Raw genomic sequence first — 23,216 nt, 5'->3', positions numbered from 1 at the left:
TCCCCCTGATTTTTTTCTGTCTCGTTAGACCCACCACGCCTGGTTTTGATGCATCTTCCACCGAAAAGGTCCTTCGTGAAAATCCCTATAAAATGGGGGCGCGAATCATTGGGTATAGCAGTTGGGGCGGAAGGTTAATGAATAGATTGAAGATGCCCGTCTGGTCCTTAGCAGGCGGATTGATCCTCTTGCAGATGATCCTGGTTGCGATCATCGTTCATGGTGAGTCGCTCACCTTCGATGAGGGCGACCATATCTTCGCCGGCTACATGATGTGGCATAGCGGCGACTACGGTCTGAATCCCGAGCATCCGCCGCTGGTGAAGCTGGTAGCGACACTGCCTCTGCTGCAGGAGAAGCTTTGGGTGCCTCCGCTGCAACAGCGAATGTTCAAGACAGAGGCGTACCGGGATGGCCGTGATTTTCTGGAACGTAATGATGGCCCAAAGCATCGCCTGCTCTTCCGCATGCGCCGGGCAGCAGGTGTCTTTGCCGTGGGCCTCTCCGTGATGGTGTTTCTGATGGGGAGCACGTTCTTTGGCGAGTCCGCTGGTTTGCTGGCTTTGCTATTGGTGGTCTTCGAGCCCAACGTGTTGGCCAACAGCGATCTGGTCACGACCGATATGGGCGTCGCTTGTTTCTTTCTGGCCACCATCTATTGCTTCTACCGTTACGCAAGGCAGCCCTCTGTGATTCGTCTGCTGCTGACCGGCCTGGCCGCTGGACTCACGCTGTCGGCCAAGCACAGCGGGATTTTGCTGGCTCCAATGCTGCTGGGATTGATGCTGGTAGAGGTCGCCTGTGCCGAGCCGGGACGGCGCAAGCGGACGGCTGGGACACTGCTTGGCGGATTTGCAGCCATCGTTGTCCTGGCGGTTGTGGTGCTCTGGGCTTTCTATGGTTTTCGCTATGCGGCCAGACCGGCAGGGCTGGCGATGAACCCGACGCTGAGCGAATACGCTGCACCCCTCAAGGGGATGAACAGTTGGATGATAGGACATCTCGCCCACTGGCGGTTGCTGCCAGAATCCTACCTGCTGGGGATGACTGACATCCACTACGCAGCGCAGCAGTATCCCATCTTCCTGCTAGGGCACGATTATCCTCACGGCGTCTGGTGGTACTTTCCAGTCGCGCTGTCCATCAAGACCACTCTGGGCTTGATCGGCCTGGTAGTGCTGGCAGGGATTGCGCTGATCAGCAGACGGCTCAGTCAAGGAAGAGAATTGGCGTATCTTGTGGTGCCGGGAGCTATCTATCTGGGTGTGGCGATCCTGAGCGGTATGAACATCGGCACGCGTCATGTTCTGTTCTTATATCCACTGGCCGCGTTGCTGGCAGCAGCGGGTCTGACAGCGCTCGCGCGGCAGAACCGGCGCTGGATTTGGATCGGTGGAGGATTGGTGGCGTGTCATGTCGTTTCTGCCCTGGCTGTGTTTCCGGCAGAGATGGCGTACGCCAACGAAGCCTGGGGCGGCACGGCGAATACGCACAAATACCTGAGCGACTCCAGTGTGGATTGGGCGCAGCAACTGCCACACGTCAAGCAATGGGTTGACGCTCATCCTGGCGAGGAGTGCTGGTTCGCCTATTCCGCTTATCCGGATCTTCGTCCGCAAGCCTACGGCATTCCCTGCCACCCGCTGCCCACGGCCCATACCGGAGGAGAGATCCTGCCGGTCGACGTGCCAGAAACCATCCATGGCAACCTCCTGTTAAGCGCAGACGATCTGGAAGCCTGTGACTGGCCCAGCGACCAGTTGAATATCTTCGAGCGATTTCGGCGGATGCCGATGGCGGAGCAGATCGATCACAGCGTGTTTGTATACCATGGCGATTTCGATGTGCATGAAGCGGCGGCGTTGGGAGCAGTCCAAAAATCGCAAATCCTGCTGAGGAAGAAAAGGCCCGCAGAGGCTTTGGTTGCGGCAGAGAAGGCTGTCGCTTTGCAGCCGCAGAATGTCCTGACGCAGACAGCCCTGGGAGACGCCCAGACGGCATTAGGCGACAAAAACAGTGCACAAGCCGCCTATGCCCTGGCACTGGCGGCGGCGCATCGATTGGAAGCCGACGCCCAGCCGCTGTTTGTGCCGGATCTGGAGCAGAAGCTGCATCCGTGACATCCATAAGTGTCGTAGCTTCGCTATACACCTACAGGAGATTTACTTTAGCGAACGCAGGCTGTGGCCAGGGAACGGTTAAGGGCCAGTGCATCCAGCGTCGACTCGGCGGTACTTTGCGTGGCGAGATACTTGTGAATCGCGACGGCCAGCGCAGTCGAGCAGTCGGGCCGAGAGCGGGCCTCGGCGCTTTGGACAAGGTCCGAGATCAAAGCAGACTGAAGGTGGTCGAGTTCCGGACGGATCTCAGTGGAGAGATTTACCTTCTGGTGTTCCGGAGCCTTTCCGGCTACCTGCCAATCCGCGAGGAGCGAGTACTGCACAAGCTTGTTGGCCTCAATCTGGGATCGAAAGAACGAAGTGAGAGAGGCTTCGCTAAGACCCTTGGACTGTCCTGCTGCGACCGCATTCTGAAGCACCTGGGTCTCGCGGGCCGAGTCTTCGACGACGCCGTTACTGTCCCATTTGGACAGTGCTACCTGATGGGCGATGGCGATCCGGTGAGCCGAGTCCGCGATCAGGTTCTGAAAGACGTTCGGTGACTGTTGCGCGCTGAGCGTCGTAGCGATCCCGAAGAACACTCCTGATACCAGTAGCTTCAAATTCTGCTTCACGTGTTTGATTTTATGCGAGCCCTCAGTGCACGGCTGAAGCCCATGTCCTTAATTGTCAGCAATCTCGTTGGTCCTGGGATGCTTGCCTGCATTGGCAAAAGGCCCGGGGCTAAAGCCCAATTCTTGCTTGACCTTTATTCCGTAGCCTAAAGGCTACGGCTCCCTCCGTCTCCGTGACGCTGAAGCGTCACGGAATGCGCTTCGCGCCATGTGTGGGGTGTAATTGATAGCAGATCCTAGATTTGCACTTCGAAGACTTGCACTTCGAACGATCAGGCTGCGCCTCGAATTCGATATCGATGCAGCTGGCGCTTTTGGCGAACAAAATCGCAAACACAAAGAGAACGGGACTCGTCTGGCAGCTAGTGGAGTAGCTGCCGGGCGAGTCCCGTTGGGTTGGGCTCCGGAAGTGTGGAGGCCGGTCGTTAGATCTGGGCGGTGCCGCCGTCGACGAAGAGCTCGATGCCGTTGACGAAGCTGGAGTCGCTGGAGGCCAGGAAGAGAGCTACCGTGGCGATCTCTTCCGGACGGCCCATCTCGCCGCGCGGGATCATCTTCTTGAAGCCTTCCTTCGCCTCATCGCCAAGCGGGTCAAGGATGGGGGTATCGATGGTGCCAGGGCTCAGGATGTTGACGCGGATGCGGCGCTCCTTCAACTCCAGCAGCCAAGTGCGCGCGAAAGAGCGAACCGCGGCCTTGCTGGCGCTGTAGACGCCGAAGGACGGGATGCCCTTGATGCTGGCGATCGAGCCGTTGAGGAAGATGGAACCGTTGTCGTTGAAGAGCGGCAAGGCCTTCTGTACCGTGAACAGTGTTCCACGCACGTTGAGGTCGAAGGTCTTGTCGAAGTGCTCTTCGGTGACCTGTTCGAGCGTGGCGAACTCGCCCTGGCCGGCGCTGGCGAAGAGGACGTCGATCTTGCCCTTCTCGCGCTTGACGGTCTCGTAGAGACGGTCGAGGTCGGCGAGGTTGGAGGCGTCGCCCTGGACGCCGGTGACGTTCTTGCCGATGGCCTTGACGGCTTCATCGAGCTTGTCCTGACGGCGGCCCGTGATGAAGACGTAGGCGCCCTCTTCGACGAAGAGCTTCGCTGTCGCGAGTGCCATGCCGGAAGTGGCTGCGGTGATGACTGCTACTTTTCCTGTGAGCTTACCCATAACATTCCCCTTTTCAGGTGTGACGGTTGATGCGGAGCCCGCTACCGTCTTGCTGCGGCAGCGGGCCTGTTGGCGTGCGAGGATTAGCGATTAGTGGATACCGCCGCCGACGCGGAGGAGTTCGCCGGTGACCCACTTCGCGTCGTCAGAGGCGAGGAAGGTAGCGACGGAGGCGATGTCATCGACCTGGCCGACGCGGCCAAGCGGGGTCTGCGCGACGATGTTCTTCTCCATGTCCGAGCCGAGGAAGCCCGCGGTCTGTACGCCTTCGGTGTCGACCATGCCGGGGTTGAGGGCATTAACACGGATCTTCTTCGGGCCAAGCTCCTTGGCGAGCACGCCGGTGATGGCGTCGACCGCGCCCTTGGTGCCAGTGTAGACCGCGCTGGCCGGAGGTGTCAGGCTGCTGACGACCGAGCCGATGTTGATGATGCTGGAGCCCTCACCGAGATGAGCGACAGCGGCACGCGTGACGAGCAGGAGGCCGAGTACGTTGACGTTGAAGATCTTGTGATAGTGCTCTTCGGTGATGGCTTCGATGGGCGAGAACTCATACACACCGGAGTTGTTGACGAGGATGTCGAGGCGGCCGAAGTTCTTGATGGCGGCGTCGATGATCCCCTGGGCTTCGGCGGCCTTGGAGACGTCTCCGCCAACCGCTACAGCCTTGCCGCCCGCCTTGGTGATCGCGGCGACGACGGTGTCTGCACCGGCCTTGCTCGAGGCGTAGTTCACGACGACGGAAGCGCCTTCGGCGGCGAGCGATTTGGCGATGGCGGCTCCGATACCCTTGGATGCGCCGGTGACGACTGCTACTTTGCCTGTGAGCTTGCTCATATCTTTATCCTTTTTCCGGTACTGCGTTGAATTTCAGATCTCTTCGGAGCTGCCTTTGCAGGCCTGCCCCTCACCTGGTTCTGGTGAGTAGATGGGGGCAGATTCGGGAAAGATTCATTAGTTCCGGATTCATGAACTATTGAACCGTTTGAGGGGGACGGATACTCTATAGTGATATGCGGCCCCTGCTCCATCCATCGATCGAGGACATTACGGTAGAGGGGCTTCTGCATGCCTTGTCCGACCCGGTGCGGGTGTCGATGTTCGTCGACATCGTGGCGCAGGCCTGTCCGCAGAACTGTTCTAACTTTCTGGTTGTGAGCGATAGGGCGATTCCGAAGTCCACGCTCTCGCAGCACTTCAAGATCCTGCGCGAGGCGGGGCTGATTCGCAGCGAGCGCCATGGCGTGGAGATGCAGAATGTCTCACGATGTACAGAAGTGGATGAGCGCTTCCCAGGATTGATACGGGCGATTCTCGTTGCGCATGGGATCCAGTCGAAGGACGAGGCCCGCGCGAAGAAGTCGGCGGCGAAGAAGTCTGCGAAGCGGGCGGGCGGGGCTGGGCCTTGACTTTAGAGTGCTCTGGCTCATTCGACGATGCTTAGGACAGGGTTTAGGTGGTATCTGACGAATCTGGAACACCGACTCAACCGCATGTCTTGTTCAGTCCCCACCACAGAGGCGTCATCCTGAGCGGAGCGCCTCGCGTTTTTGCGAGGTGTGGAGTCGAAGGACCCCGAGGGACTTGATCTCGCCCATGCTGTCGAGATCTTCTCCAACACGAAGGCCCAGGAGCGAGCGCTTGAGGTGGAAAAGGTGCGAAGAGCATGGGCAAGACTGGAGGCCTCGGGGTCCTTCGACTCCGCGTCCCCAAAAGCCGGGACGCTTCGCTCAGGATGACGATTCCGTGGGAATGTGAGCGAGCCAAAGGCCGTCCCGCTTAACGGGACGCACTCTTCGGCATTGGAATCGACAGGGCTTTGCCCGCGCCACGTTCGGTGATCCAGAGGGTATCCCCCACGGGTTCGACTCCGGTGGGTGTCTTGAGTCCATCCTTGAGGACCGTGACGCTGGCCTTGTCGCCATTGACAGTAAGTACGTCAATCTGGCCGCTGCCATTCTCGGCAACAAACAGCTTGCCATTGGCCGCGCGCATGCCATCCGGGCCTTTTACGGGCTGGTCCATCCAGATATCGACCGGTTGCCCCGGCTTGCCGGAGGCGTCCACCGGGATGCGGTAGAGCTTGTTGAAGACCACGTTGTTCACGTAGAGTGTGCCGTCCAGGAAGGTGATGCCATCGACGCCCATCAGCACACGATGCTCCAGGAAGAGCTCCGCGGCGGAGGCACCGGCCGGCAGCTTGAAGATCTTGCCGTTGGCGGTGTCCGTTAGATAGAGCGCCTTGTCCGGTCCGACCGAGAGATCGTTGCACGTGCTGTTGTCCCCAGGCAGGTTCCAACGAAGCTTTGGCGCGCCGCTGGAGAGGTCGAAGCCCCTCAGGGCGGTATGGCGCTGCACCGGCTTGGTGTCCGGCACCGGGGTTAGCTGGCATGTCCACAACATGTTGTTGGCGGCATCGGCAAGCATGCCGAAGAAAAAGGTGCCCGCACCTTCTGCGCTGGCATCCACGAACTTCTCCGCCGTGGTGGAGCCGGGACGCACCTTGTAGACGAACGGTGTGCTCGCGCTGCCGACGAACAGTATCCCGCCGGGGGCGATGGTCAGGCTCTCGGGCTGGGACTTCGCGTCGGCGATGAGAATCTCAGCCGCGGACGCAGCCTGTGCAAGGCCTGCGAATAAGGTGGCGCAAACAGCGAGCCGTCGTGCCATGGAACGGGGCTTCATCAAAATCTCCTCATGGATCATTCTTGCCAAACTACTTGAGGGCCCGGATACAGGTGTGAATCTTTCGGTTCAGATTAGCAGCCTTTTGTGCGTTTTTCAGTTGGGGTAAATGTCTAGTGACCTGGTTCTTTCGTTCGTTGAAGAATGATGGCTTTCATTGCGGCGTGAGGCACGCTTCCGGACTCTTTCCACAGCACAAAAGTGAGTCGGCTTTAGCCTTGGGTCTCTTACCTGCATCAGCAAAAGGCCTGCGGCTAAAGCCCGATTCTCACCTGTCCTTGATCCGGAGCCTAAAGGCGATTGCCTCCCTTACCCTCCGTACCGTGACGCTAAAGCGTCACGGTTTGCGCTTCGCGCTGTGAGTGAAGCCAGTGATTCTTTAGCGAATAGTGCTACACGCCTCCGCGGGGTTTGTTCTTGCGGACGTAGTCGGTGTCCTGCTTGGGTTCTCCCTCGCATTCGAGCGCTATGGTGGTGACCGGCGAATCGGGGGCGTCCATGGGGAGGCCGGTGAGATGCACGCGGTAGGGGTCCTGCGAGAACTTCACCTCCTGGTTGGTCTTCAGCAGCCGCGCCGACTTTACCTTGACCGTAAGGCCGGAGATCGCGACGTCCTCCCCGGGCCAAAAATGAACGTGCATGTAGAGCGTGTTGCCGGTGCGGGTGAAGCTCGCATACTCCGAGCGGCGCGGCTGGCACGGATCGGACTTGTAGATCGTCTCGCCGTTGACGGCCATCCACTGCCCTACTTCGGTGAGGACGCGGACCGACTCCTCGGGGACGGCGCCATCGGGTTGCGGCCCAACGTTGAGCAGGTAGTTGCCGCCGTCGCGCGCGCAGGTGATCAGGTTGCGGACGATGGTCTTGGAGGTCTTCCAGTTATCGTCCGCGCGCTGAAAGCCCCAGCTATCGTTGAGCGTCATGCAGCTCTCCCAGGCGCGGCCGTTGTTTTCGGCGGCAATGTGTTGTTCGGGGGTGGAGAAGTCGCCGAGGAGCTGGTTGCGATTGTTCACGATGATGTCGGGCTGGAGCTCGAAGACCATCTTGTTCATGCGTTCGGACTCCCAGCCATCGGCGTCGAGCGGCCAGGCGACGTCGTACCAGAGAATATCGATCTTGCCGTAGTTGGTGAGCAGCTCACGGATGAGGCCATGGGTGTACTCGACGAAGCGCTTGCGGGCGGCCTCGTCGGTGGCACAGCGGGCGCCGTCGGGATGATGCCAGTCCATCAGCGAGTAGTAGAAGCCGACATGCAGCCCCTCGGCGCGGGCGGCGTCGACGTACTCGCGGACGATATCTCGACCCGGACCCTGCTTCGTCGCACAGTAGTCGGTGAGCTTGGTGTCGAAGTTGCAAAAGCCTTCGTGGTGCTTGGTGGTCAGCACCATGTACTTCATGCCGGCAGCCTTGGCGAGCTTGGCCCAGCCGCGCGCGGAGCCGGGCGCGGGATCGAAGACCTTTGCGAGCGGCGTGTACTCGCCGATGGGGATCGCTTCTTCTTCCATCGCCCACTCGTGGCGGGCGTGCTGGCTGTACAGGCCGAAGTGGATGAACATACCGAACCTGGCCTCATGCCACCACTTCATGCGGCGAATCTGGTCAGGCGTGGGAGGGACGGGCTCCGGATTGCGCTCGCTCATCGACTTCGTCTTCTGTGCCAGTGCGAGAGGGCTTACTCCGAGCGCCGCAACGGCTGCTCCGGTTCCTAACAACATGTTGCGACGGCTTAGATTCATTGCATTCGTTGCCATTGATCTCTCCTGCTGCGTGGGTTGGGTGCGTGGTTGAATTCGTGTGGAGATATTGCAAAACCTAGTGTGGGAAGCCGGGGCGCTTTTGCAGCTGAAGAGGAAGAAGGGACTCAACCTGCTGCATTCAGGACTTATTCTATGTCTCGAATTTTTACCACCAAAAACATACTTTTGTGAATAGCAATTGGTTAAGCGGGGTGAGAGATGGGAGGGGGCGAGGAATAGCTGAACACCGACTCATCGCATATTTTGTTCCCGCACGGAAACGTCATCCTGAGCGGAGCACCTCGCGTCTTTTGCGAGGTGCGGAGTCGAAGGACCCCGAAGAGTTTGATCTCGCCGATACTGGTGGGACCTTTTCCAGCACAGAATTCCAGGCCCGAGCGCTTGAGGTTGAAAAGGGGCAAAAGGTTTGGGCAAGATCGCAGCCCTCGGGGTCCTTCGACTCCGCGTCCTCAAAAGCCGGGACGCTACGCTCAGGATGACGATTCTGTGGGGGGATGTAAAACAAAAGCTCCGACTCATCGGACGCGGCCTAAGGCCCTTTGATCGAATTTAGCCTTGCGGGCCGGGCGATGGCGCTATCCTGTACTCTGTTTCGAGATCGACGGAACGGATGGATTGAGAATGGCCGGGAAACGAACTGCAAAAGCTGCTGTAACCAACGAGAAGACTCTCAACTATGCGACCCCCGCCCTGGAAAAAGGGTTGGATGTTCTGGAGTTGCTGGCCCACCAACCGGCCGGCCTGACCAAGAGCCAGATGGCCCGCGAACTGAACCGGACAGTTTCAGAGATCTTTCGCATGCTGCTCTGCCTGGAACGCCGGGGATACATCGCGCAGCTCGCCGAGGATCGCTACTCTCTGACGCTGAAGCTGTTCAAGCTGGTGCAGGAACACCCGCCCACGGAACGGCTGATCGTCGACGCGCTGCCGGTGATGCACCGGCTCGCGCACGAGACGCTGCAGTCCTGCCATATGGGCGTGCTCGAAGGCAGCCGGGTCGCGATTCTGGCACAGGTGAATGCGCCTTCGAACCTGGGCTTCTATGTGAAGCTGGGTTCGACAGTGGACCTGATGGAGGCCGCCAGCGGCTACGTGATTCTGGCGCACCAGAGCGAGGAACAGCGCGAGCGCACCCTGGCCGAATGGAGCCGCGAGACAGGCAAGAAGCCGCCGCGCGATCTGGCCGTACACCTCTCGCGCATTCAGAAGACCGGCTATGAGAAGCGGGCAAGCTATCTGGTGAAGGGCGTCATCGATATCAGCTATCCGATCTTCGACGAGAGAGGTTCGGCGGTTGGAGCGCTGACGATTCCCTACATTCAGTACAACGGAACGGCGACGCCGGTTACCCAGGTCATCGACTCGCTGAAGAAGGCTACGGCGGAGATTACCGCTGCACTGGGTGGTGAGGCTCCGGGGCAGAAGACGGCCAAAGGCAAGTGACCGTAGAGGGAACAGGGATTTTTGGGTTCCTGAATCGATAACGCAAAGTGAGTGGGCTTTAGCTCCGAGCTTCTTGCCTGTATAGGCAAAAGGCCCGGGGCTAAAGCCCATTTCTTGCCTAGCCCTCATTCCGTAGCCTAAAGGCTACGGCTCCCTCCGTCTCCATGACGCTAAAGCATCATGGAATGCGCTTCGCGCCATTGGATGAGAGGCGCTAGACGATGCTGGGGCACTCCAGCTTTGCGTCTACATACAAAATTGCCTAGAACTCCAGCCGAAGCATGAACTGGATCTGCCGCGGCGTTCCCGTCCCGACCGGCCCTGTGTTGACCGCGCCGACGATCTGGCCAAAGGTTGTGGGAGACGACAGGTCCGCGAGGGGCAATCCATACTGTGCCCGGTTGAAGATGTTGAAGAACTCTGTGCGGAACTGGAGCTGCATCTTCTCGGTCAGTGGAATGCGCTTCGCCAGGCCAAAGTCAGCCTGCCAGAGATCCGGGCCGCGGGCGACGTTGCGGGGAGAGTCGCCATAGCCGCTGCCCGTGACCAGGGAGAAGGCTGCCGGGTTGATCCACTGGCTGATCTTGTGTCCACCGGGCGGCGTCAGTGAAACGCCAGAGACGCGGTTCGGGCGCTGGCTGGTGGTGTAGCCGGTCGCAACCGAGGAGCTGGAGCGATCCTCGGTAACGTTGACAGGCAAACCAGTGCGCACGGTAACGATAGCAGTGGCGCTCCAACGACCGAAGACTTCGCTCGCGATCCCCGAGTTGGAGAGGAAGGCCTTGCCGGGTCCAAACGGCAGATCGTATACGGCGTTCGAGTTGAAGACGTGACGAACATCGAAGTCTCCCGAGGCGCGCTCGCAGGAAGGGCACGCAGGGTTCTGGGGGAAGTCCGAGTCTCCGCCACCGGCTGAGTCCTGATCGATCTCGTGCGAGTAGGTGTAGTTCGCCGAGAGCAGAAGGCCATTGGTGAAGGTGCGCTGAAGGCTGGCTACGAATCCCTGATAGGAGCTGTTGTTCTCATTGCCGCGTGACTGGACCTGGCCAAACGCGGGATAGGGACGCAGGCCTGTAGCAGGGTCTTTGAGATTGATGTAGGAGGTGTTGAGCAGGTACGTTCCCTTGCTCCCCACATACGACAGCGTACCGACGAGCTCGTGCGGCAGAGCCTGCTGGACCGACAGCCCCCACTGGGCTACGTACATATCCTTGCGGTCGCGATCGGCTTCGCGCGGCGCGATGATACCGGGAGTATCGCTGAGAAATGGTGTGATCGGATAGGAGAGGTTGGCAATCGAGTTGAGCGAGTACTGCGCGATCTCGTTACTGATGGGGAAGTTCTGATCATCGAGCTGGCCGTCGCCGTGATAAAGACCGAAGCCGCTGCGAAGAACGGTCCTGCCTCCGCCGGCGTCAGGGGCCCAGGTGACCGAGAGGCGCGGATCGACGTCCAGCGTGTTCGGCTGGCCGAAGCTGGCGCCTACGCCGCAGTAGCCTTGCGGACCGCACGTCGCGAAGTCGAAGGGATTGGCGCGACCGAGCACCTCGTGAAAGATGTTGTAGAAGGTGTAGCGCACACCCGCGTTGAGGGTGAGGTTGTCGCGCACCTTCCACTCGTCCTCAACGTAGGAGTAGGTCTCCGTCTTGCGCAGACCGTTCACGGGAAGCTCTGCGGCGTAGGTTGCGGAGCTGACCAGGTTGTTCAGGAAGTTGGCCGCCGAACTGAAGGTGATGGTACCGTTGGCCGTGTTTCCCTGATTCAACTGGATACGCCGCACTTCGACGCCGAACTTGAGCGTGTGAGCGCCTTTAATCCAGGTGAGGTTGTCGATGTACGAATAGGTGTTTCCAACACCGGGCTTGTACTCGTTGCCTGAGAGCGTGGTGAAGCCGGAGATGGAGATGGCATAGGGCGTCTGCAGCACGCTCTGGTCGGTGGTGTAGACGTTGCCGCGATTGAAGCCGAACTTGAGCTCATTGACCAGGCGCGGAGAGAAGAGGTGCAGCGACTCCAGCTCGCCGTTAACCGGGCGAGAGGTTACGAGCTGGCGGTCGTTCAGGTAGGTCTGCCCTTCGATCAGAGGCACATCGCTGTAGGAGGCATCGAAGTTGAAACGGAGATAGACAGAATCCGCAGTCGAGAAGTGGTGGTCGAGCCGCAGCACGACGGAATCTTCGTGGTCCAACTGGCGGCCAGAGCCGATGGACTCCGAGACATTCGTGCTGGTCCCGGAAGGAAACTGTCCCTCGGGGAAGGCGTTCAGGATCGGAATCAGAGCAGGGCTCTGCTGCGCGACCATGGCGCGGAAGGAGTCGCTGGGGACGAGGCCCGGAAGCGTCTGACCCAGGGTCTGCCGGAGGCCTTCATACGCGAAGTAGAAGAAGGTCTTATCGTGAAGGATCGGTCCGCCGAGGCTGCCGCCGTACTGATTGAGGCGGAAGGCAGGCTTGTTCGGATTCAGGGTATCGATGGGCTGGCGCGCGTCGAAGATATCGTTGCGAAGAAACTCAAACAGGCTGCCGTGCAGGTTGTTCGTACCGGTCTTGGAGGCCACTGCAATCTGACCGCCGGGCGTGCTGCCGTTCTCCGCGGTAAAGAGCATGGTGTCGATGCGGAACTCCTGGATGGCCTCGGTCGGAATGGCCAGGCGCACGAAGGGCTGCTGGGCCTGGTTCACGACGTTGGTTGCGTCGATACCGTCGTAGGTGAAGTTGTTGTCGTCGAGGCCGCGGCCCGCAAAGCGGATGCTACGCTGATTGCTTCCGCCGGTATCGACCGCGCCCGGAACCAGCGCGGTGAGAGTGGACCAGTTGCGTCCGTTCAGCGGCAGGTTCTTTACCTGTTCCGGCGCTATACGCGCACCGAGAGCTGCGGAGGTCTCGTCCAGTTGCGTACCGACATCGGAGACCTCGACCTGCTGCGTCATACCCTCAACGGACATCACGACATTGAGCGTGCGCGTGTGGCCCACGGTCTGCTGGATGCCATCGATGATCTTTTCGTGGAATCCGGAGGCGTCGTACGTCACGCGATAGAGACCGAGGGGAAGCTCGGGGATATCGTAGGTTCCGGTCGCGGAGGATACCGTGTCACGCTGCTGCCCCGTGGCGATCTGCAAGGCGGTGATCTTCGCGCCGGCGATGCTTCTGCCGTCGGCGTCCTTCACCGTTCCATTGAGACCCGCACGATCAATCTGCGCGGACAGAAAGGGCGTCAGCAAAAGCGTGAGTACAAGGGATGTAGCCGGAACCAAAAACACACGAAGAAATCGTTTGCTGAGACGCATCTATGCCCTGATTGGAGATTGGATTAATGGCTTGCAAGAGATGAAACATAGCATGTCACTTTCAACGCCTTGTAAACGCACTGGCAGGCCAAGGGCACGTTATTGATAAAAGTGTCCGTTTATCGATAAAGAGGCAGAGGGCTGAAGGGGCAGCAGCAGGGGCCGGGGGAAATGCTCCGAGTCTCGAGATACGAGAGTTGAGATACGAGTTAATGTCTCGTCTCTCGCAACTCGTACCTCGCAACTCAACGCAAACAGCTTTGGTTCTATTTGCTTCCGCGATAGGCGGGACTTACTCTTAGAAACTGGACGACCTGCAATTCAAGAGAAAGTTTTAAGTGAACAGAACCCATGGCTTATTTTCTTGCCCTCGACGCCGGGGGAACCAAGACCGATTTCGTCCTCGCGGATGAAACCCAGCAACTCGGCCGTGTCCGTACAGGCACCATCAAGCGGATGCGAACCAGTGCCGATATCGCCGAACAGAACCTGCGCTCAGCGCTCGACGAGCTGATGAAACAGACCGGAGTGAACCCACGCGAGATCACGCGTACCTGCATCGGCACCGCCGGAGAATCTGTACCGCTGGTCGTGGACTGGCTTCGCGCTGCCTTTCATGAGCATGTCGGCGGAGAGTTGATCCTGGTAGGCGATGTGGAGATTGCGCTGGACGCGGCCTTCTTCGGCAAGCGCGGCGTGCTGGTGCTTTCGGGCACCGGCTCTAATACCGCCGCCAGAACCAGCGATGGGCGGATCGTAACGGCGGGTGGCTGGGGTCCGGCGCTTGCCGATCAGGGATCGGGCCATGGCATTGGGCACGAGGGCCTGCGCAATGTGTTCACCGCGTTGGATGAGGAGCGCGAGACCGCTCTGCTCGCAAAGATCCTGGAGTTCTGGAAGCTCGATTCCATATTCGCGTTGGTTGAGTATGCCAACCAGAGGCCGTCGCCCGATTTCTCCAAGCTGGCGGAGTTGGTCGTCACGTGCGCGAGACAGGGAGATGCCGTCGCTATCGCGACGCTGCAACAGGGCGGGCAAGAGCTGGCGGTCACCGTGGCGAACGTGATTCGCAAGGTGCAGAGGCTGGAAGGCAGCAGCGAACCGGCGGACGTTCCGCGGATTGCGCTTGCCGGAAGCATCATGGAGAAGGTGGAGCCGGTGCGGCGGGCGATGGAAGAGGCTTTGCGGAAGGTCTTCCCTGCGATTGAGGTGCTGCCGGGGGTGGTTGATCCTATTGCGGGTGCGGTTTGGCGGGCGCGTATTGGACAGGCGGCGTAGGAGCTCCTTTCGAACTCCCCCTAATTTGTCATCTCGACCGAAGCATGACGGCTTTATGTCATGCGTAGTGGAGAGACCCCTGTATTTCGAGGGTGTATCCGTCACCCACACCGCTCACGCCAAGCGATATTGCCTGCACGAGCAAAATACAGGGGTCTCTCCACTGCGGCGCAAAAAACGCGCCTTCGGTCGAGATGACAACGTTTGGGTGAGCTTAGAAAGGCCTGTGCACTAGCTACACAACCACTTCGTACGGCCGCATCATGTCGTTCGCCTCATGTTCGAGGATGTGGCAGTGCCACAGGTATCTTCCTGCGTAGCCGTGGAACGGGACGATGATGCGTGTGACCATTCCCGGCGGGCATTGCACGACGTCCTTCCAGCCCGCTTCGTGGGCCTGCGGCAGCATGACGTCACCGGTAACACGCAGCTTTTCGTCGGCCAGGTAGTCATAACTCGCGAAGCTCTGGCGGTCGAGGATCTGGAAGCGCACCAGATGCAGATGGATTGGGTGCGTGTCTTCCGTGAGGTTGACGAGGCTCCAGATCTCGGTGGAGTCCAGCTTAACGATCTCCGTTACCGGTTCGGCCCAGTGCTTGCGGTTCAGCAGCATCACCATCGCGTCGCCGTTGTCGCCATCGAACTCGTTCAGCGTCATCTCGCGTGTGCGGATCGATTGCTTCTCGGGGATGCGATCGACGGGCCGCAGGATTTCCGGCAGTAGACCGACATCCGAAGCCTTTTCTTTGGACACGCGGAACTGCATCAGCTCCAGACGATCGCTCATTAGCACCACGTTCTCGCCACGTGCCTGGCTGAAGTCCACGAGGATGTCGGTGCGCTCGGCCGGAGCCAGCACCAGGCGCTTCATCTCGACGGGAGCTGAGAGAAGTCCCTGGTCGGAGCCGATCACATGGAAGCTCTGGCCGTTCGACAGAGCCAGCGAGAAGAAGCGGGAGTTGGCCGTGTTGGCGACGCGCAGACGATAGCGCCGCGCTTCGACCTCGTGATACGGCCTCACCTTGCCGTTCACCACCATTGCATCGCCCAGGTACTCCTGGGACCAGACGCCTTCGTCCGGCGGGTTGGGATAGTAGAGCTGGCCCTGCGGGTCGAAGCTGCGGTCGTAGATCAGCAGCGGGAGTTCGTACTTGCCGGAGGGCAGCCCCAGCTTGTCCTCGACTTCGTCGCGGATGAGATACCAACCCATGAGCCCGGCAAAGACGTTGAGCCGGTTCACACCCATCGCATGGTCGTGGACCCAGAGCGCCGTGGCGTCCTGGTGGTTCGGGTAGAAGCACAGCTTGCTCTCGCCGGGACCGAACCAGTCCTCGGGATAGCCGTCGCTGTTGGTGGGAACGCGCGCGCCGTGCACGTGTGCGATGGTGCGGGTCTCGGGCGCGTTCTCCATTCCCTGCATGGGCGTGTCCAGGGGGAGAAAGTGTTTTTGGGGGAGATGGTTCCACCAGTCGATCAACACGCCCTGATCGCGGCGCGTCTCGAAGAGCGCCGGAGCGGCGCTCTCGCCGTAGCTCCACATTCGCGAGGGAGGAAGGTCGCGATGCATCTTGCAGGAGACCTCGCGAACATCCACGCGGTAGTAGGGAGCGTCGATGGCTTTGAGGGATTCTTCAGAGCGGCGGCCTTCAGGATGCATCCGCTGCGGGAGCGGCAGGGGATCGACGAAGGACTCCAGCTTCATCGCGTCCAGCGTATGCGGGCCATGAGTGGGTGTGGCGCTCCCCATCTTCATGCCGTGCATGCTTCCCTGTTGCAGTGCCCAGGCTCTATGCCCAAGCAGGCTGCTGCCCGCAGCCGCGATTCCGGCCTGGGTGATGAGTCGTCTGCGGGTCCAGGGTTTCAAAGGCTTCTTCTGCATCTCTTACAGATTAGTAGAGCGGCTCGGCGGAGCCAATGTGATGGTCTTTGTCGTTGCTTTTCTTGTTGTCATTCCGAGCGCAGCGAGCGAACCTGCTTCCTCCCGCTCTTCGTTCATGCCGCCCAGAAAATATGCGCGCTGGAACTGAAGACTGGTGTTAGCTAACGCATAACACTTGTGATGGCACTGGCAAAAAACGGGAGACAGCAGGTTCGCTCGCTACGCTCGGAATGACAACAAGAAAAACAAAAACGGCGTAACGGCAAAGGTAATCGCCAAGGCAACGCAGAAGGGCACGGCCAGCACCGTGCCCCTTCCGATGTTCTTGCCTCGCATCAGTCTGCGGGTGATACCGGAGGAAAGCAGATTCCCTGCGGGAATGACAAGCAAGAAAAGCAAAGGCAAGAGCCGAGTCGATTAGGCTTACTTTGCGGCCAGGCCTGTCTCCGGGTCCAGGAGGACTCGCTTCGCGTTCTGCGGCTTCTTCTTGCTGAAGTCCAGCATTCCGTTCAGCCCGCCCGCCTGGGCGTCGAACGATCCGCCGCCAACCCGCTTACCTGCCAGGAAGGAGTCTTCAATCAACCGCAGGATCGAGGTCTGGTCCGTGACCGTGTGGTCCACGTAGTTCGGCTTCGCCCACGGAGAGATCACCAGCAGGGGCAGGCGCGGACCGAAGCCGCAACGACCCTGCGCGTGCTTTGTCGCCGGATCGACGCCGCCCAGCGCCGTCTCGCCGTTGCCGCACTTGCCGGGACCGGTCAACTGGTCCATCTTGGTGGCCGAACCGTTTGCGATCGGGCCCATCACGTGGTCATACCATCCATCCGAGTCGTCATAGGCGATGATGACCACCGTGTGGTCCCAGTCCGGCTGCTGCTGGATCAGGTTGATCATCTCCACCACGAACTTCTGCTCGTCCAGCGGGTCGGAGTAGCCGGCGTGGCCGTCCTGATAGGCGGGAGCCTTCAGGAAGCTGACCGCGGGAAAGTTGCCGGACTTGAGTGCATCGACGAAGTCATGCGTATCGTACTGGTGGTTCGCCGCACCGTCGTCGTTGGTGCCGATCGTCTTCGTGGACTTCGGACGAACGTGCTCAGGGTTGGCTGTCGACTTGTAGTACTGGAAAGGCTCGTGGTGCGGCACATAGTCCCGCTTCTGCGCGCCCGCCACGGAGGCGGAGCTGCGGCGGCAGCCCGTGGTTCCATTCGAATTCACCGCCGTAAGATCGAAGCCGCCCTGAAAGAAGCCCCAGGAGATCTTCGACTCCGTGAGCATGTCACCGACGTTGCGGCCCGTCATGTGGACCAGCGCATCGGACGTGCTGGAGCAGACATCGCCGGAGGGCTGGGGATCGGCGATCAGAGTGAAGCCGCCGTTGCCGTCCGGCGCAATGCCGCCGCCGGCGTTCTGGTCGTTGACCACGCCGTTGGTCTGTCCTGAGATCAGGTTGATTGCACCCGGCGTCGACGGCCCAAAGTTCGTGTCGAACTGGCGGTCGCTCATGGCGAAGTGCTGCGCGTAGTTCCAGAACGCCGTCACGGTATTGCCGTCGTAGTAGCCCATCGTCAGGCCGGTGGTGGAGGGCACGCCCGCCTTTTCTCCGGGGACGCGGGGGCCGTCCGCGCTGCCGACGGACTTCGGAAAGAGGTCCATCTTGCCGTTGTCGTAGGCGAGCTGCTCGGCCTGATAGTTGTGGTCCTGGTCGGCCGTGATGGCCTGGTCGCGCCGCAGGCGGAACGGGTTCGACTTGCCCAGCCCGTTCTGCTCGTTCAGGGAGTTCGGATTGTTGGTCAGCAGATCGCCGGTCAGGCCATCGACCCTGGGGGTTCCCGGCAGGGCTGTGAACTGGGGATCGCCCGGCGAGTTCAACGCATGAGGATAGGTGGCGAAGTAATGATCGAAGGAGACGTTTTCCTGAAAGATAACGACGACGTGCCGAATTGCATCCTTTGGCTGCACCGTTTCAGCCCCGTACATGGGTCCAGATCCCAGAAGCCCTACCAAAACAGCTGCCACTCCACGATGCAACGACTTCACCTATTCATTCCTCCCGTCCTCGGAGCCCTGCGTTTGCTGCCCTGCCGCGCTCAAGGTAGAACGTGATTATACGGTGGCGAGATCAACGCCATAGAAACAGGAATGCCACGGGAGCGTGCCTCTTCTTCAACCTTTACGCAAATGAGAATTCATTCGCATTGACATATCCTGCTTCCCGGTGGAAGATGCTGGAATGAGGTCTTTGACCGTTAGACGCACGTTTTCGCAAAGGTTCGCAGGCGCGGCGGCGACTCCCGGCATGCTGTACTTCTCCCTCGCGACTCCGGCGCAAGCACTCGGCTGGCCTGTTCGATGAATCTTTCTTCCCTCGCCATGGCCGCTCCACGGCAGTACTGGGTCGACAATCTCGATCCCTGGATCATTCACTTTTCGGGTGGCCTTGGGATTCGCTGGTATGGCATCGCCTACGCCCTGGGAATTCTGCTTACCGCGTATCTTTTTTCGAGGTGGTCGCGCCAGGGACGGCTTCCGGTTTCGCTCCACCAGGTCGACACGCTGATTATCTATGGGGCGGCCGGGCTGCTCGTCGGCGGCAGGCTGGGCTACTGCCTCTTGTACGACTTTCACGAGATCAGCCATCATCCGCTACAGGTCTTCGCCGTCTGGAACGGCGGCATGTCCAGCCATGGCGGCATTCTGGGCATGGTGCTGGGGATCTGTGTCTTTGCCTGGCAACGGAAGCTCAATCCATGGTTCTTTCTGGATGCTGCCGTCGTTGCCGGTCCGCTGGCGATCGGCCTGGGGCGGATCGCCAACTTCATCAACGGCGAGCTGTGGGGACGTCCAACGACCGTTCCCTGGGCTGTCATCTTTCCGCGATCGCCGCTGGTCAACGGCATGGAGGTGCCTCGCCATCCCAGCCAACTCTACGCCGCGGCGATCGAAGGCCTGCTGCTGTTTCTCGTGGCGCGATGGCTCTATCGCAGCCATCCACGGCCGGGATTCACGACCGGTGCGGTGTGTGCGCTGTATGGCATCGGCCGTTTCATCGACGAGTTCTGGCGCGAGCCGGATGTAGGCCAGCCTGTATTCTGGGGCTGGATGAGCAAAGGCCAGTTGCTGACGATCCCCATGATTGTGGCCGGAATCGCGCTCGCAGTATGGCGCGCCCGCAGGACCGCACAAGATTCCCCGGACGCCTGGAGCACTGAACGTGATACCAAAGCAGCACACTGATTCCAGCAGGCCTGGTCAGCGCAAGAGAGGGGGTTGGCTACTGCCTGCGACTCTCGGGCTTGTCTTTCTTTCCTGCGCACTTTCCAGCTCACGGATGCATGCTCTCCCGGCGGATGCTCCCACGAAGGCGGACAGCTTCCACATCGTCCATGTCTATCCGCACGATCCACGGGCCTTCACCGAAGGATTCGTCTATGCGGACGGCATGCTGTATGAGAGCACGGGGTTGAAGGGGCACTCCACGTTGCGGGCGATCGATCCGAAGACCGGTGCGATTACGCGGAATCTCAATATTGCGGACACCTACTTTGGCGAAGGGATTACGGTCTGGCAGAACGAGGTGATCCAACTGACCTGGCAGACCCAGACAGGCTTTGTGTATGACCGCTCCAACTTCCATCTCCTGCGCACCTTTCACTACGACGGCGAAGGATGGGGGCTGACGCAGGATGGAACGAGCCTCATACGGAGCGATGGATCTCCGACGCTGCGCTTTTTCGATCCTCACACGTTCCGCGAGACCCGCCGTCTGAAGGTGACGGAGAACGGAGTCCCCGTTCAGAACGTGAATGAACTGGAGTACATCCACGGAGAGATCTTCGCAAATATCTGGCACTCCGACCGCATCATTCGCATCTCACCACAGACGGGAAAGGTCGTTGGCTGGCTCGACCTCAGCATGCTGCTGCCGCCCGATCAAAGGACCGACCCGGAGGCGGTGTTGAACGGCATTGCGTATGACGCGAAGACCAACCATCTCTTCCTCACCGGCAAGCTTTGGCCGCACATCTTCGAGATCGAGTTGAATGCTCCAAGGCAGAAAGAAAAGTAAGAGAGGCCAGCCGCGAGTCGATTCGCGTTAATATAGAACCAGCTATACCGCGATCAACCAGTGAAACACTCCAATTGAATTCAGTGGAGGAGAGAGAGTCATGCCTATACAGTCACGTAAAACACGTCAGAAAGATGCGATTCGAGCGGCCTTCATTCATGCGGACCGCCCCCTCTCGCCGGACGAGACGCTCTCTTATGCTCAAAAAGAGGTAGAGGGCATCAGCATTGCCACGGTGTATCGCAACATCGGTTCGCTGGTGGAGGACAAGTGGCTCACGCCGGTGGAGATTCCCGGGGAGTCGACGCGCTACGAAGTGGCCGGCAAGGAACATCACCATCACTTCCACTGCAACGAGTGCGGCAAGGTGTTTGAGATGCAGGGCTGTGGCGTACCGGTTAAGCCGAAGTTGCCGCGCGGCTTTCGCGTGACCGGCCATGAGTTCTTTCTTTACGGGGTGTGCGCGGATTGTAAGTAAGCCGTCCCTTGGCTGGCGCGATGCGGCAACCCGCGGCGCCTGGAATGGGCTGTGATCTCTCGACCTGTGCAGCTAGCTCATTCCAGGCTTCGGCGATCAGGCAGTGACTCGTAGCGGCACCAGGCCAGCCGACGAGGCATGCCTTTCGATGCTCCGGCCCGAGCGTGCGAAGAACCCAGGCCTCGTAGGCTCCGATCCATCGCAATGTCTGCGCGAGCAGAGAAAAATCCCTGGCTCTTGGCAGGGCGGTCATCTCCCGCGCCTGCCAGAGATCGGACCTTCGGGCTTCGCGAGGGATGAACTCAAAGCGGTTCAGGAAGATTCCCGTCCCCGCTCCGAAGTAGATGCCGAACCCCCAGAGCCTGACGCTGAGATCGTCTGCTACCGCGAGGGTGTACTGGCTGGAGCCCGCTACGCCGTCGGGCGGACGTATGCGCTCGAAGCCGTGGGCCAGGAGCAGATTGCCTTCAGCGCGTTTGATGTCCTGTCCCCAGAGCCAGCACTGCTGATGCAGGAGCGCGCTGCCACACTTTCGAATGGCGTTCGAAAGATATTGCCTGGGCGGTGGGCTGACGGGCATGCGGTGGGGACCTGGTTGAGATTGTGGGGCGTTTGTTGCTTGGTTGGGATTGCGTCGTTTGGATTGGGCGATTTCGTTGGAGATGGTTTCGTTAAGTGCACGGCTCCCTCCGTCCGCTGACGCTAAAGCGTCAGCGTTGTCGCGCTTCGCGCGATGTCCGACCGTAGAGGCAATACCGGCATGAAACGCGACACAAAACACGAGCCACGACAGAAGCATCAGGACAAGAGAACAGACTCTAGGCTTTCGATTCCCGATAAGGAACGTGCTTCCGGATCACGGGATCGTACTTGCGCAGTTCGAGCTTGCCGGTCTGCAGCTTGGGATTCTTGGTCGTCGTGTAGAAGTGCCCTGTGCCTGCGGTTGAAACCAGCTTGATGATCGTTCGCATTGCTTAACCTCTCTTTGCTGCTTTGAGCAGCGCGGCTTCTATCCCGAGCTTCTGGATCGTGCGGATTCCTCGTGCGCTGACGCGCATGCGCACGAAGCGATTCTCGCTGGGGATCCAGATGCGCTTCAGTTGCAGGTTGGGCTCCCAGCGGCGGCGCGTCTTGTTGTTGGCGTGCGAGACGTTATTGCCGGTGACCGTTCGCTTGCCCGTGATGGGACATACCTTTGCCATGCGTCTTCTCCTATGCCTCTACAGGTTCGCGATCGCGGAACATCTCCGCAAACGGATCGCTGAGTTTTTTCCATGCCTGCGGACCGCCTGCCATCTCTGCAGGCGTAAGCAGCGCGGCATTCATCTGTGCTTCGAGGGCCGCACGATCCATATCGGCGCCGATGAAGACGATCTCCTGGCGGCGGTCGCCGAACTCCGGCTCCCACACCCTGCCGATGTACTCCTTGGTATCGGGGTCGTGCTCTTCGTCGGGGTCTCCCGCGGCGAGCCATTGCGCCTGCGGCTCAACCGTAAGCGTTGCGCCCGCGATCGAGAAGAGGATCAGGTCGTCGTTGCAGGAGGCGAGCCAGAGGAAGCCCTTGGCGCGGAGCACATTGGGGAAGCCGCCGTTGGTCAGCTGCTCAAGGCGGTCGGGATGAAACGGCCTGCGCGCGCGGTAGACGAAGCTTGCGATGCCGTACTCTTCGGTCTCAGGCGTGTGGCGATTATTCAACTCGCGAATCCAGCCGGCGGAGCTCTCGGCCTCGTCCATGTCGAAGAGACCGGTGTGCAGAATGCTATAGAGCGGAACCTCGCCGCGCACGGAACGAACCTGCTCCGCGCCGGGGTTCAGGTGTTCGAGGATAGCTTCGAGCCGCTTCAGTTCTTCCTCGCTGACAAGATCGGTCTTGTTGATAACCAGCACATTGGCGAACTCGATCTGGTCGATCAGCAGGTCGGAGAGCGACCGCTCGTCGTCCTCGCTCAACGCCAGCTCGCGGTCGCGAAGGTCGTCAATGGAACGAATGTCCTGCAATAGCTTGGCGGCATCGACCACGGTGACCATCGTGTCGAGCTTGGCGACCTCAGAGAGCGACTTGCCGGTCTCGTCGATGAAGGTGAACGTCGCCGCCACGGGAAGGGGTTCGGAGATGCCGGTCGACTCGATCAGGAGGTAGTCGAAGCGGCCTTCGCGCGCGAGGCGCGAGACCTCCTGCAGCAGGTCGTCGCGCAAGGTGCAGCAGATGCAGCCGTTGGTCATCTCGACGAGCTTCTCTTCGGTGCGACTCAACCCCGCGCCGCTCTGCGCGATCAACTGCGAGTCGATGTTGATCTCGCTCATGTCGTTCACGATTACGGCAACGCGCATTCCCGCGCGATTGTTCAGCACGTGATTAAGCAGGGTCGTTTTGCCGGCACCGAGGAAGCCGGAGAGCACGGTGGTGGGGAGGGTTTTCACGGTTCCACTCATAATAATGAGAATACATA

At 59.9% G+C, this 23,216-nt stretch carries 19 protein-coding genes; 7 read left to right on the top strand and 12 right to left on the bottom strand.

The annotated features are described in order from the left end of the window. The first annotated feature begins 137 nt into the window (after positions 1–137). The gene (locus tag HDF15_RS20715; RefSeq protein WP_184259037.1) at positions 138–2,120 is read left to right on the top strand and encodes a phospholipid carrier-dependent glycosyltransferase; all 1,983 of its coding nucleotides are present in this window, start codon (positions 138–140) and stop codon (positions 2,118–2,120) included. A gap of 47 nt (positions 2,121–2,167) precedes the next feature. Here HDF15_RS20715 and HDF15_RS20710 read toward each other — a convergent pair whose 3' ends face one another. The 3 genes from HDF15_RS20710 to HDF15_RS20700 all read right to left on the bottom strand — a co-directional run bounded on the left by HDF15_RS20710 (position 2,168) and on the right by HDF15_RS20700 (position 4,728). Continuing rightward, complete coding sequence (locus HDF15_RS20710) at positions 2,168–2,734, bottom strand: chorismate mutase (RefSeq protein WP_184259035.1); 567 nt, start codon at positions 2,732–2,734, stop codon at positions 2,168–2,170. Between the two features lie 425 nt (positions 2,735–3,159). Beyond that, positions 3,160–3,891: an SDR family NAD(P)-dependent oxidoreductase gene (locus HDF15_RS20705; protein ID WP_184259033.1), complete on the bottom strand. Its 732-nt coding sequence runs from the start codon at positions 3,889–3,891 to the stop codon at positions 3,160–3,162. A gap of 90 nt (positions 3,892–3,981) precedes the next feature. Continuing rightward, positions 3,982–4,728 (bottom strand): glucose 1-dehydrogenase, encoded by a 747-nt coding sequence (locus HDF15_RS20700; protein WP_184259031.1) that lies wholly within the window; start codon positions 4,726–4,728, stop codon positions 3,982–3,984. Positions 4,729–4,904: 176 nt separating this feature from the next. On the opposite strand from HDF15_RS20700, the gene HDF15_RS20695 reads away from it, so the two are divergent. After that, positions 4,905–5,300: an ArsR family transcriptional regulator gene (locus HDF15_RS20695; RefSeq protein ID WP_184259029.1), complete on the top strand. Its 396-nt coding sequence runs from the start codon at positions 4,905–4,907 to the stop codon at positions 5,298–5,300. Positions 5,301–5,670: 370 nt separating this feature from the next. Here the strand turns inward: HDF15_RS20695 and HDF15_RS20690 are convergent, their stop codons facing one another. Together HDF15_RS20690 and HDF15_RS20685 are read right to left on the bottom strand one after the other, a co-directional pair. Beyond that, positions 5,671–6,576, bottom strand: a complete 906-nt coding sequence (locus tag HDF15_RS20690; protein ID WP_184259027.1) for an SMP-30/gluconolactonase/LRE family protein — start codon at positions 6,574–6,576, stop codon at positions 5,671–5,673. Between the two features lie 392 nt (positions 6,577–6,968). Further along, the gene (locus HDF15_RS20685) at positions 6,969–8,327 is read right to left on the bottom strand and encodes an alpha-L-fucosidase (RefSeq protein ID WP_184259025.1); all 1,359 of its coding nucleotides are present in this window, start codon (positions 8,325–8,327) and stop codon (positions 6,969–6,971) included. A gap of 627 nt (positions 8,328–8,954) precedes the next feature. On the opposite strand from HDF15_RS20685, the gene HDF15_RS20680 reads away from it, so the two are divergent. Further along, a complete protein-coding gene (locus tag HDF15_RS20680; RefSeq protein ID WP_184259023.1) occupies positions 8,955–9,776 on the top strand; it encodes an IclR family transcriptional regulator in 822 nt (273 codons plus the stop codon). A gap of 262 nt (positions 9,777–10,038) precedes the next feature. On the opposite strand, the gene HDF15_RS20675 is transcribed toward HDF15_RS20680, so the two are convergent. After that, positions 10,039–13,065, bottom strand: a complete 3,027-nt coding sequence (locus HDF15_RS20675; protein ID WP_184259021.1) for a TonB-dependent receptor — start codon at positions 13,063–13,065, stop codon at positions 10,039–10,041. A 351-nt stretch (positions 13,066–13,416) separates the two neighbouring features. Here HDF15_RS20675 and HDF15_RS20670 point away from each other — a divergent pair, with 351 nt between their 5' ends. Beyond that, the gene (locus tag HDF15_RS20670; protein WP_184259019.1) at positions 13,417–14,343 is read left to right on the top strand and encodes an N-acetylglucosamine kinase; all 927 of its coding nucleotides are present in this window, start codon (positions 13,417–13,419) and stop codon (positions 14,341–14,343) included. A 235-nt stretch (positions 14,344–14,578) separates the two neighbouring features. On the opposite strand, the gene HDF15_RS20665 is transcribed toward HDF15_RS20670, so the two are convergent. Together HDF15_RS20665 and HDF15_RS20660 are read right to left on the bottom strand one after the other, a co-directional pair. Continuing rightward, positions 14,579–16,207: a multicopper oxidase family protein gene (locus HDF15_RS20665; RefSeq protein WP_260331209.1), complete on the bottom strand. Its 1,629-nt coding sequence runs from the start codon at positions 16,205–16,207 to the stop codon at positions 14,579–14,581. Between the two features lie 438 nt (positions 16,208–16,645). Then, a complete protein-coding gene (locus HDF15_RS20660; protein WP_184259015.1) occupies positions 16,646–18,199 on the bottom strand; it encodes a phospholipase C in 1,554 nt (517 codons plus the stop codon). A gap of 372 nt (positions 18,200–18,571) precedes the next feature. On the opposite strand from HDF15_RS20660, the gene lgt reads away from it, so the two are divergent. From lgt to HDF15_RS20645, 3 genes are all read left to right on the top strand, one after another. Further along, positions 18,572–19,456 carry a prolipoprotein diacylglyceryl transferase gene (gene lgt / locus HDF15_RS20655; protein WP_221314539.1) on the top strand — a complete coding sequence of 295 codons (885 nt, stop codon included), beginning with the start codon at positions 18,572–18,574 and terminating at the stop codon, positions 19,454–19,456. 94 nt (positions 19,457–19,550) lie between these two features. Then, positions 19,551–20,288: a glutaminyl-peptide cyclotransferase gene (locus HDF15_RS20650; RefSeq protein ID WP_221314538.1), complete on the top strand. Its 738-nt coding sequence runs from the start codon at positions 19,551–19,553 to the stop codon at positions 20,286–20,288. Positions 20,289–20,388: 100 nt separating this feature from the next. Further along, positions 20,389–20,766, top strand: a complete 378-nt coding sequence (locus tag HDF15_RS20645) for a Fur family transcriptional regulator (protein ID WP_184259013.1) — start codon at positions 20,389–20,391, stop codon at positions 20,764–20,766. Here HDF15_RS20645 and HDF15_RS20640 read toward each other — a convergent pair. The 4 genes from HDF15_RS20640 to HDF15_RS20625 form a co-directional block, all read right to left on the bottom strand. Next, a complete protein-coding gene (locus HDF15_RS20640) occupies positions 20,687–21,346 on the bottom strand; it encodes a hypothetical protein (protein WP_184259011.1) in 660 nt (219 codons plus the stop codon). The genes HDF15_RS20645 and HDF15_RS20640 overlap by 80 nt on opposite strands. A 238-nt stretch (positions 21,347–21,584) precedes the next feature. Next, the gene (rpmG, locus tag HDF15_RS20635) at positions 21,585–21,737 is read right to left on the bottom strand and encodes a 50S ribosomal protein L33 (RefSeq protein ID WP_184259009.1); all 153 of its coding nucleotides are present in this window, start codon (positions 21,735–21,737) and stop codon (positions 21,585–21,587) included. A gap of 3 nt (positions 21,738–21,740) precedes the next feature. Next, complete coding sequence (gene rpmB, locus HDF15_RS20630; protein WP_014263328.1) at positions 21,741–21,968, bottom strand: 50S ribosomal protein L28; 228 nt, start codon at positions 21,966–21,968, stop codon at positions 21,741–21,743. Positions 21,969–21,978: 10 nt separating this feature from the next. Then, a complete protein-coding gene (locus tag HDF15_RS20625; protein WP_311733164.1) occupies positions 21,979–23,187 on the bottom strand; it encodes a GTP-binding protein in 1,209 nt (402 codons plus the stop codon). Between the last annotated feature and the right edge of the window lie 29 nt (positions 23,188–23,216).

The sequence above is a fragment of the Granulicella mallensis genome (assembly GCF_014203225.1).
Classification (GTDB): Bacteria; Acidobacteriota; Terriglobia; order Terriglobales; family Acidobacteriaceae; genus Granulicella; species Granulicella mallensis_A.
The sequence above is the reverse complement of the archived record's forward strand: the minus strand, read 5'-3'. Positions and strand labels throughout refer to the sequence as shown.

Bases quoted from the DNA above. Each gene is read 5' to 3' on its own strand.
- HDF15_RS20715 (WP_184259037.1), top strand. From the start codon at position 138: ATGAATAGATTGAAGATGCCCGTCTGGTCCTTAGCAGGCGGATTGATC.
- HDF15_RS20705 (WP_184259033.1), bottom strand. From the start codon at position 3,891: ATGGGTAAGCTCACAGGAAAAGTAGCAGTCATCACCGCAGCCACTTCC.
- HDF15_RS20700 (WP_184259031.1), bottom strand. From the start codon at position 4,728: ATGAGCAAGCTCACAGGCAAAGTAGCAGTCGTCACCGGCGCATCCAAG.
- HDF15_RS20695 (WP_184259029.1), top strand. From the start codon at position 4,905: ATGCGGCCCCTGCTCCATCCATCGATCGAGGACATTACGGTAGAGGGG.
- HDF15_RS20690 (WP_184259027.1), bottom strand. From the start codon at position 6,576: ATGAAGCCCCGTTCCATGGCACGACGGCTCGCTGTTTGCGCCACCTTA.
- HDF15_RS20685 (WP_184259025.1), bottom strand. From the start codon at position 8,327: ATGGCAACGAATGCAATGAATCTAAGCCGTCGCAACATGTTGTTAGGA.
- HDF15_RS20680 (WP_184259023.1), top strand. From the start codon at position 8,955: ATGGCCGGGAAACGAACTGCAAAAGCTGCTGTAACCAACGAGAAGACT.
- HDF15_RS20675 (WP_184259021.1), bottom strand. From the start codon at position 13,065: ATGCGTCTCAGCAAACGATTTCTTCGTGTGTTTTTGGTTCCGGCTACA.
- HDF15_RS20670 (WP_184259019.1), top strand. From the start codon at position 13,417: ATGGCTTATTTTCTTGCCCTCGACGCCGGGGGAACCAAGACCGATTTC.
- HDF15_RS20660 (WP_184259015.1), bottom strand. From the start codon at position 18,199: ATGTACGGGGCTGAAACGGTGCAGCCAAAGGATGCAATTCGGCACGTC.
- lgt (WP_221314539.1), top strand. From the start codon at position 18,572: ATGAATCTTTCTTCCCTCGCCATGGCCGCTCCACGGCAGTACTGGGTC.
- HDF15_RS20650 (WP_221314538.1), top strand. From the start codon at position 19,551: ATGCATGCTCTCCCGGCGGATGCTCCCACGAAGGCGGACAGCTTCCAC.
- HDF15_RS20645 (WP_184259013.1), top strand. From the start codon at position 20,389: ATGCCTATACAGTCACGTAAAACACGTCAGAAAGATGCGATTCGAGCG.
- HDF15_RS20640 (WP_184259011.1), bottom strand. From the start codon at position 21,346: ATGCCCGTCAGCCCACCGCCCAGGCAATATCTTTCGAACGCCATTCGA.
- rpmG (WP_184259009.1), bottom strand. From the start codon at position 21,737: ATGCGAACGATCATCAAGCTGGTTTCAACCGCAGGCACAGGGCACTTC.
- rpmB (WP_014263328.1), bottom strand. From the start codon at position 21,968: ATGGCAAAGGTATGTCCCATCACGGGCAAGCGAACGGTCACCGGCAAT.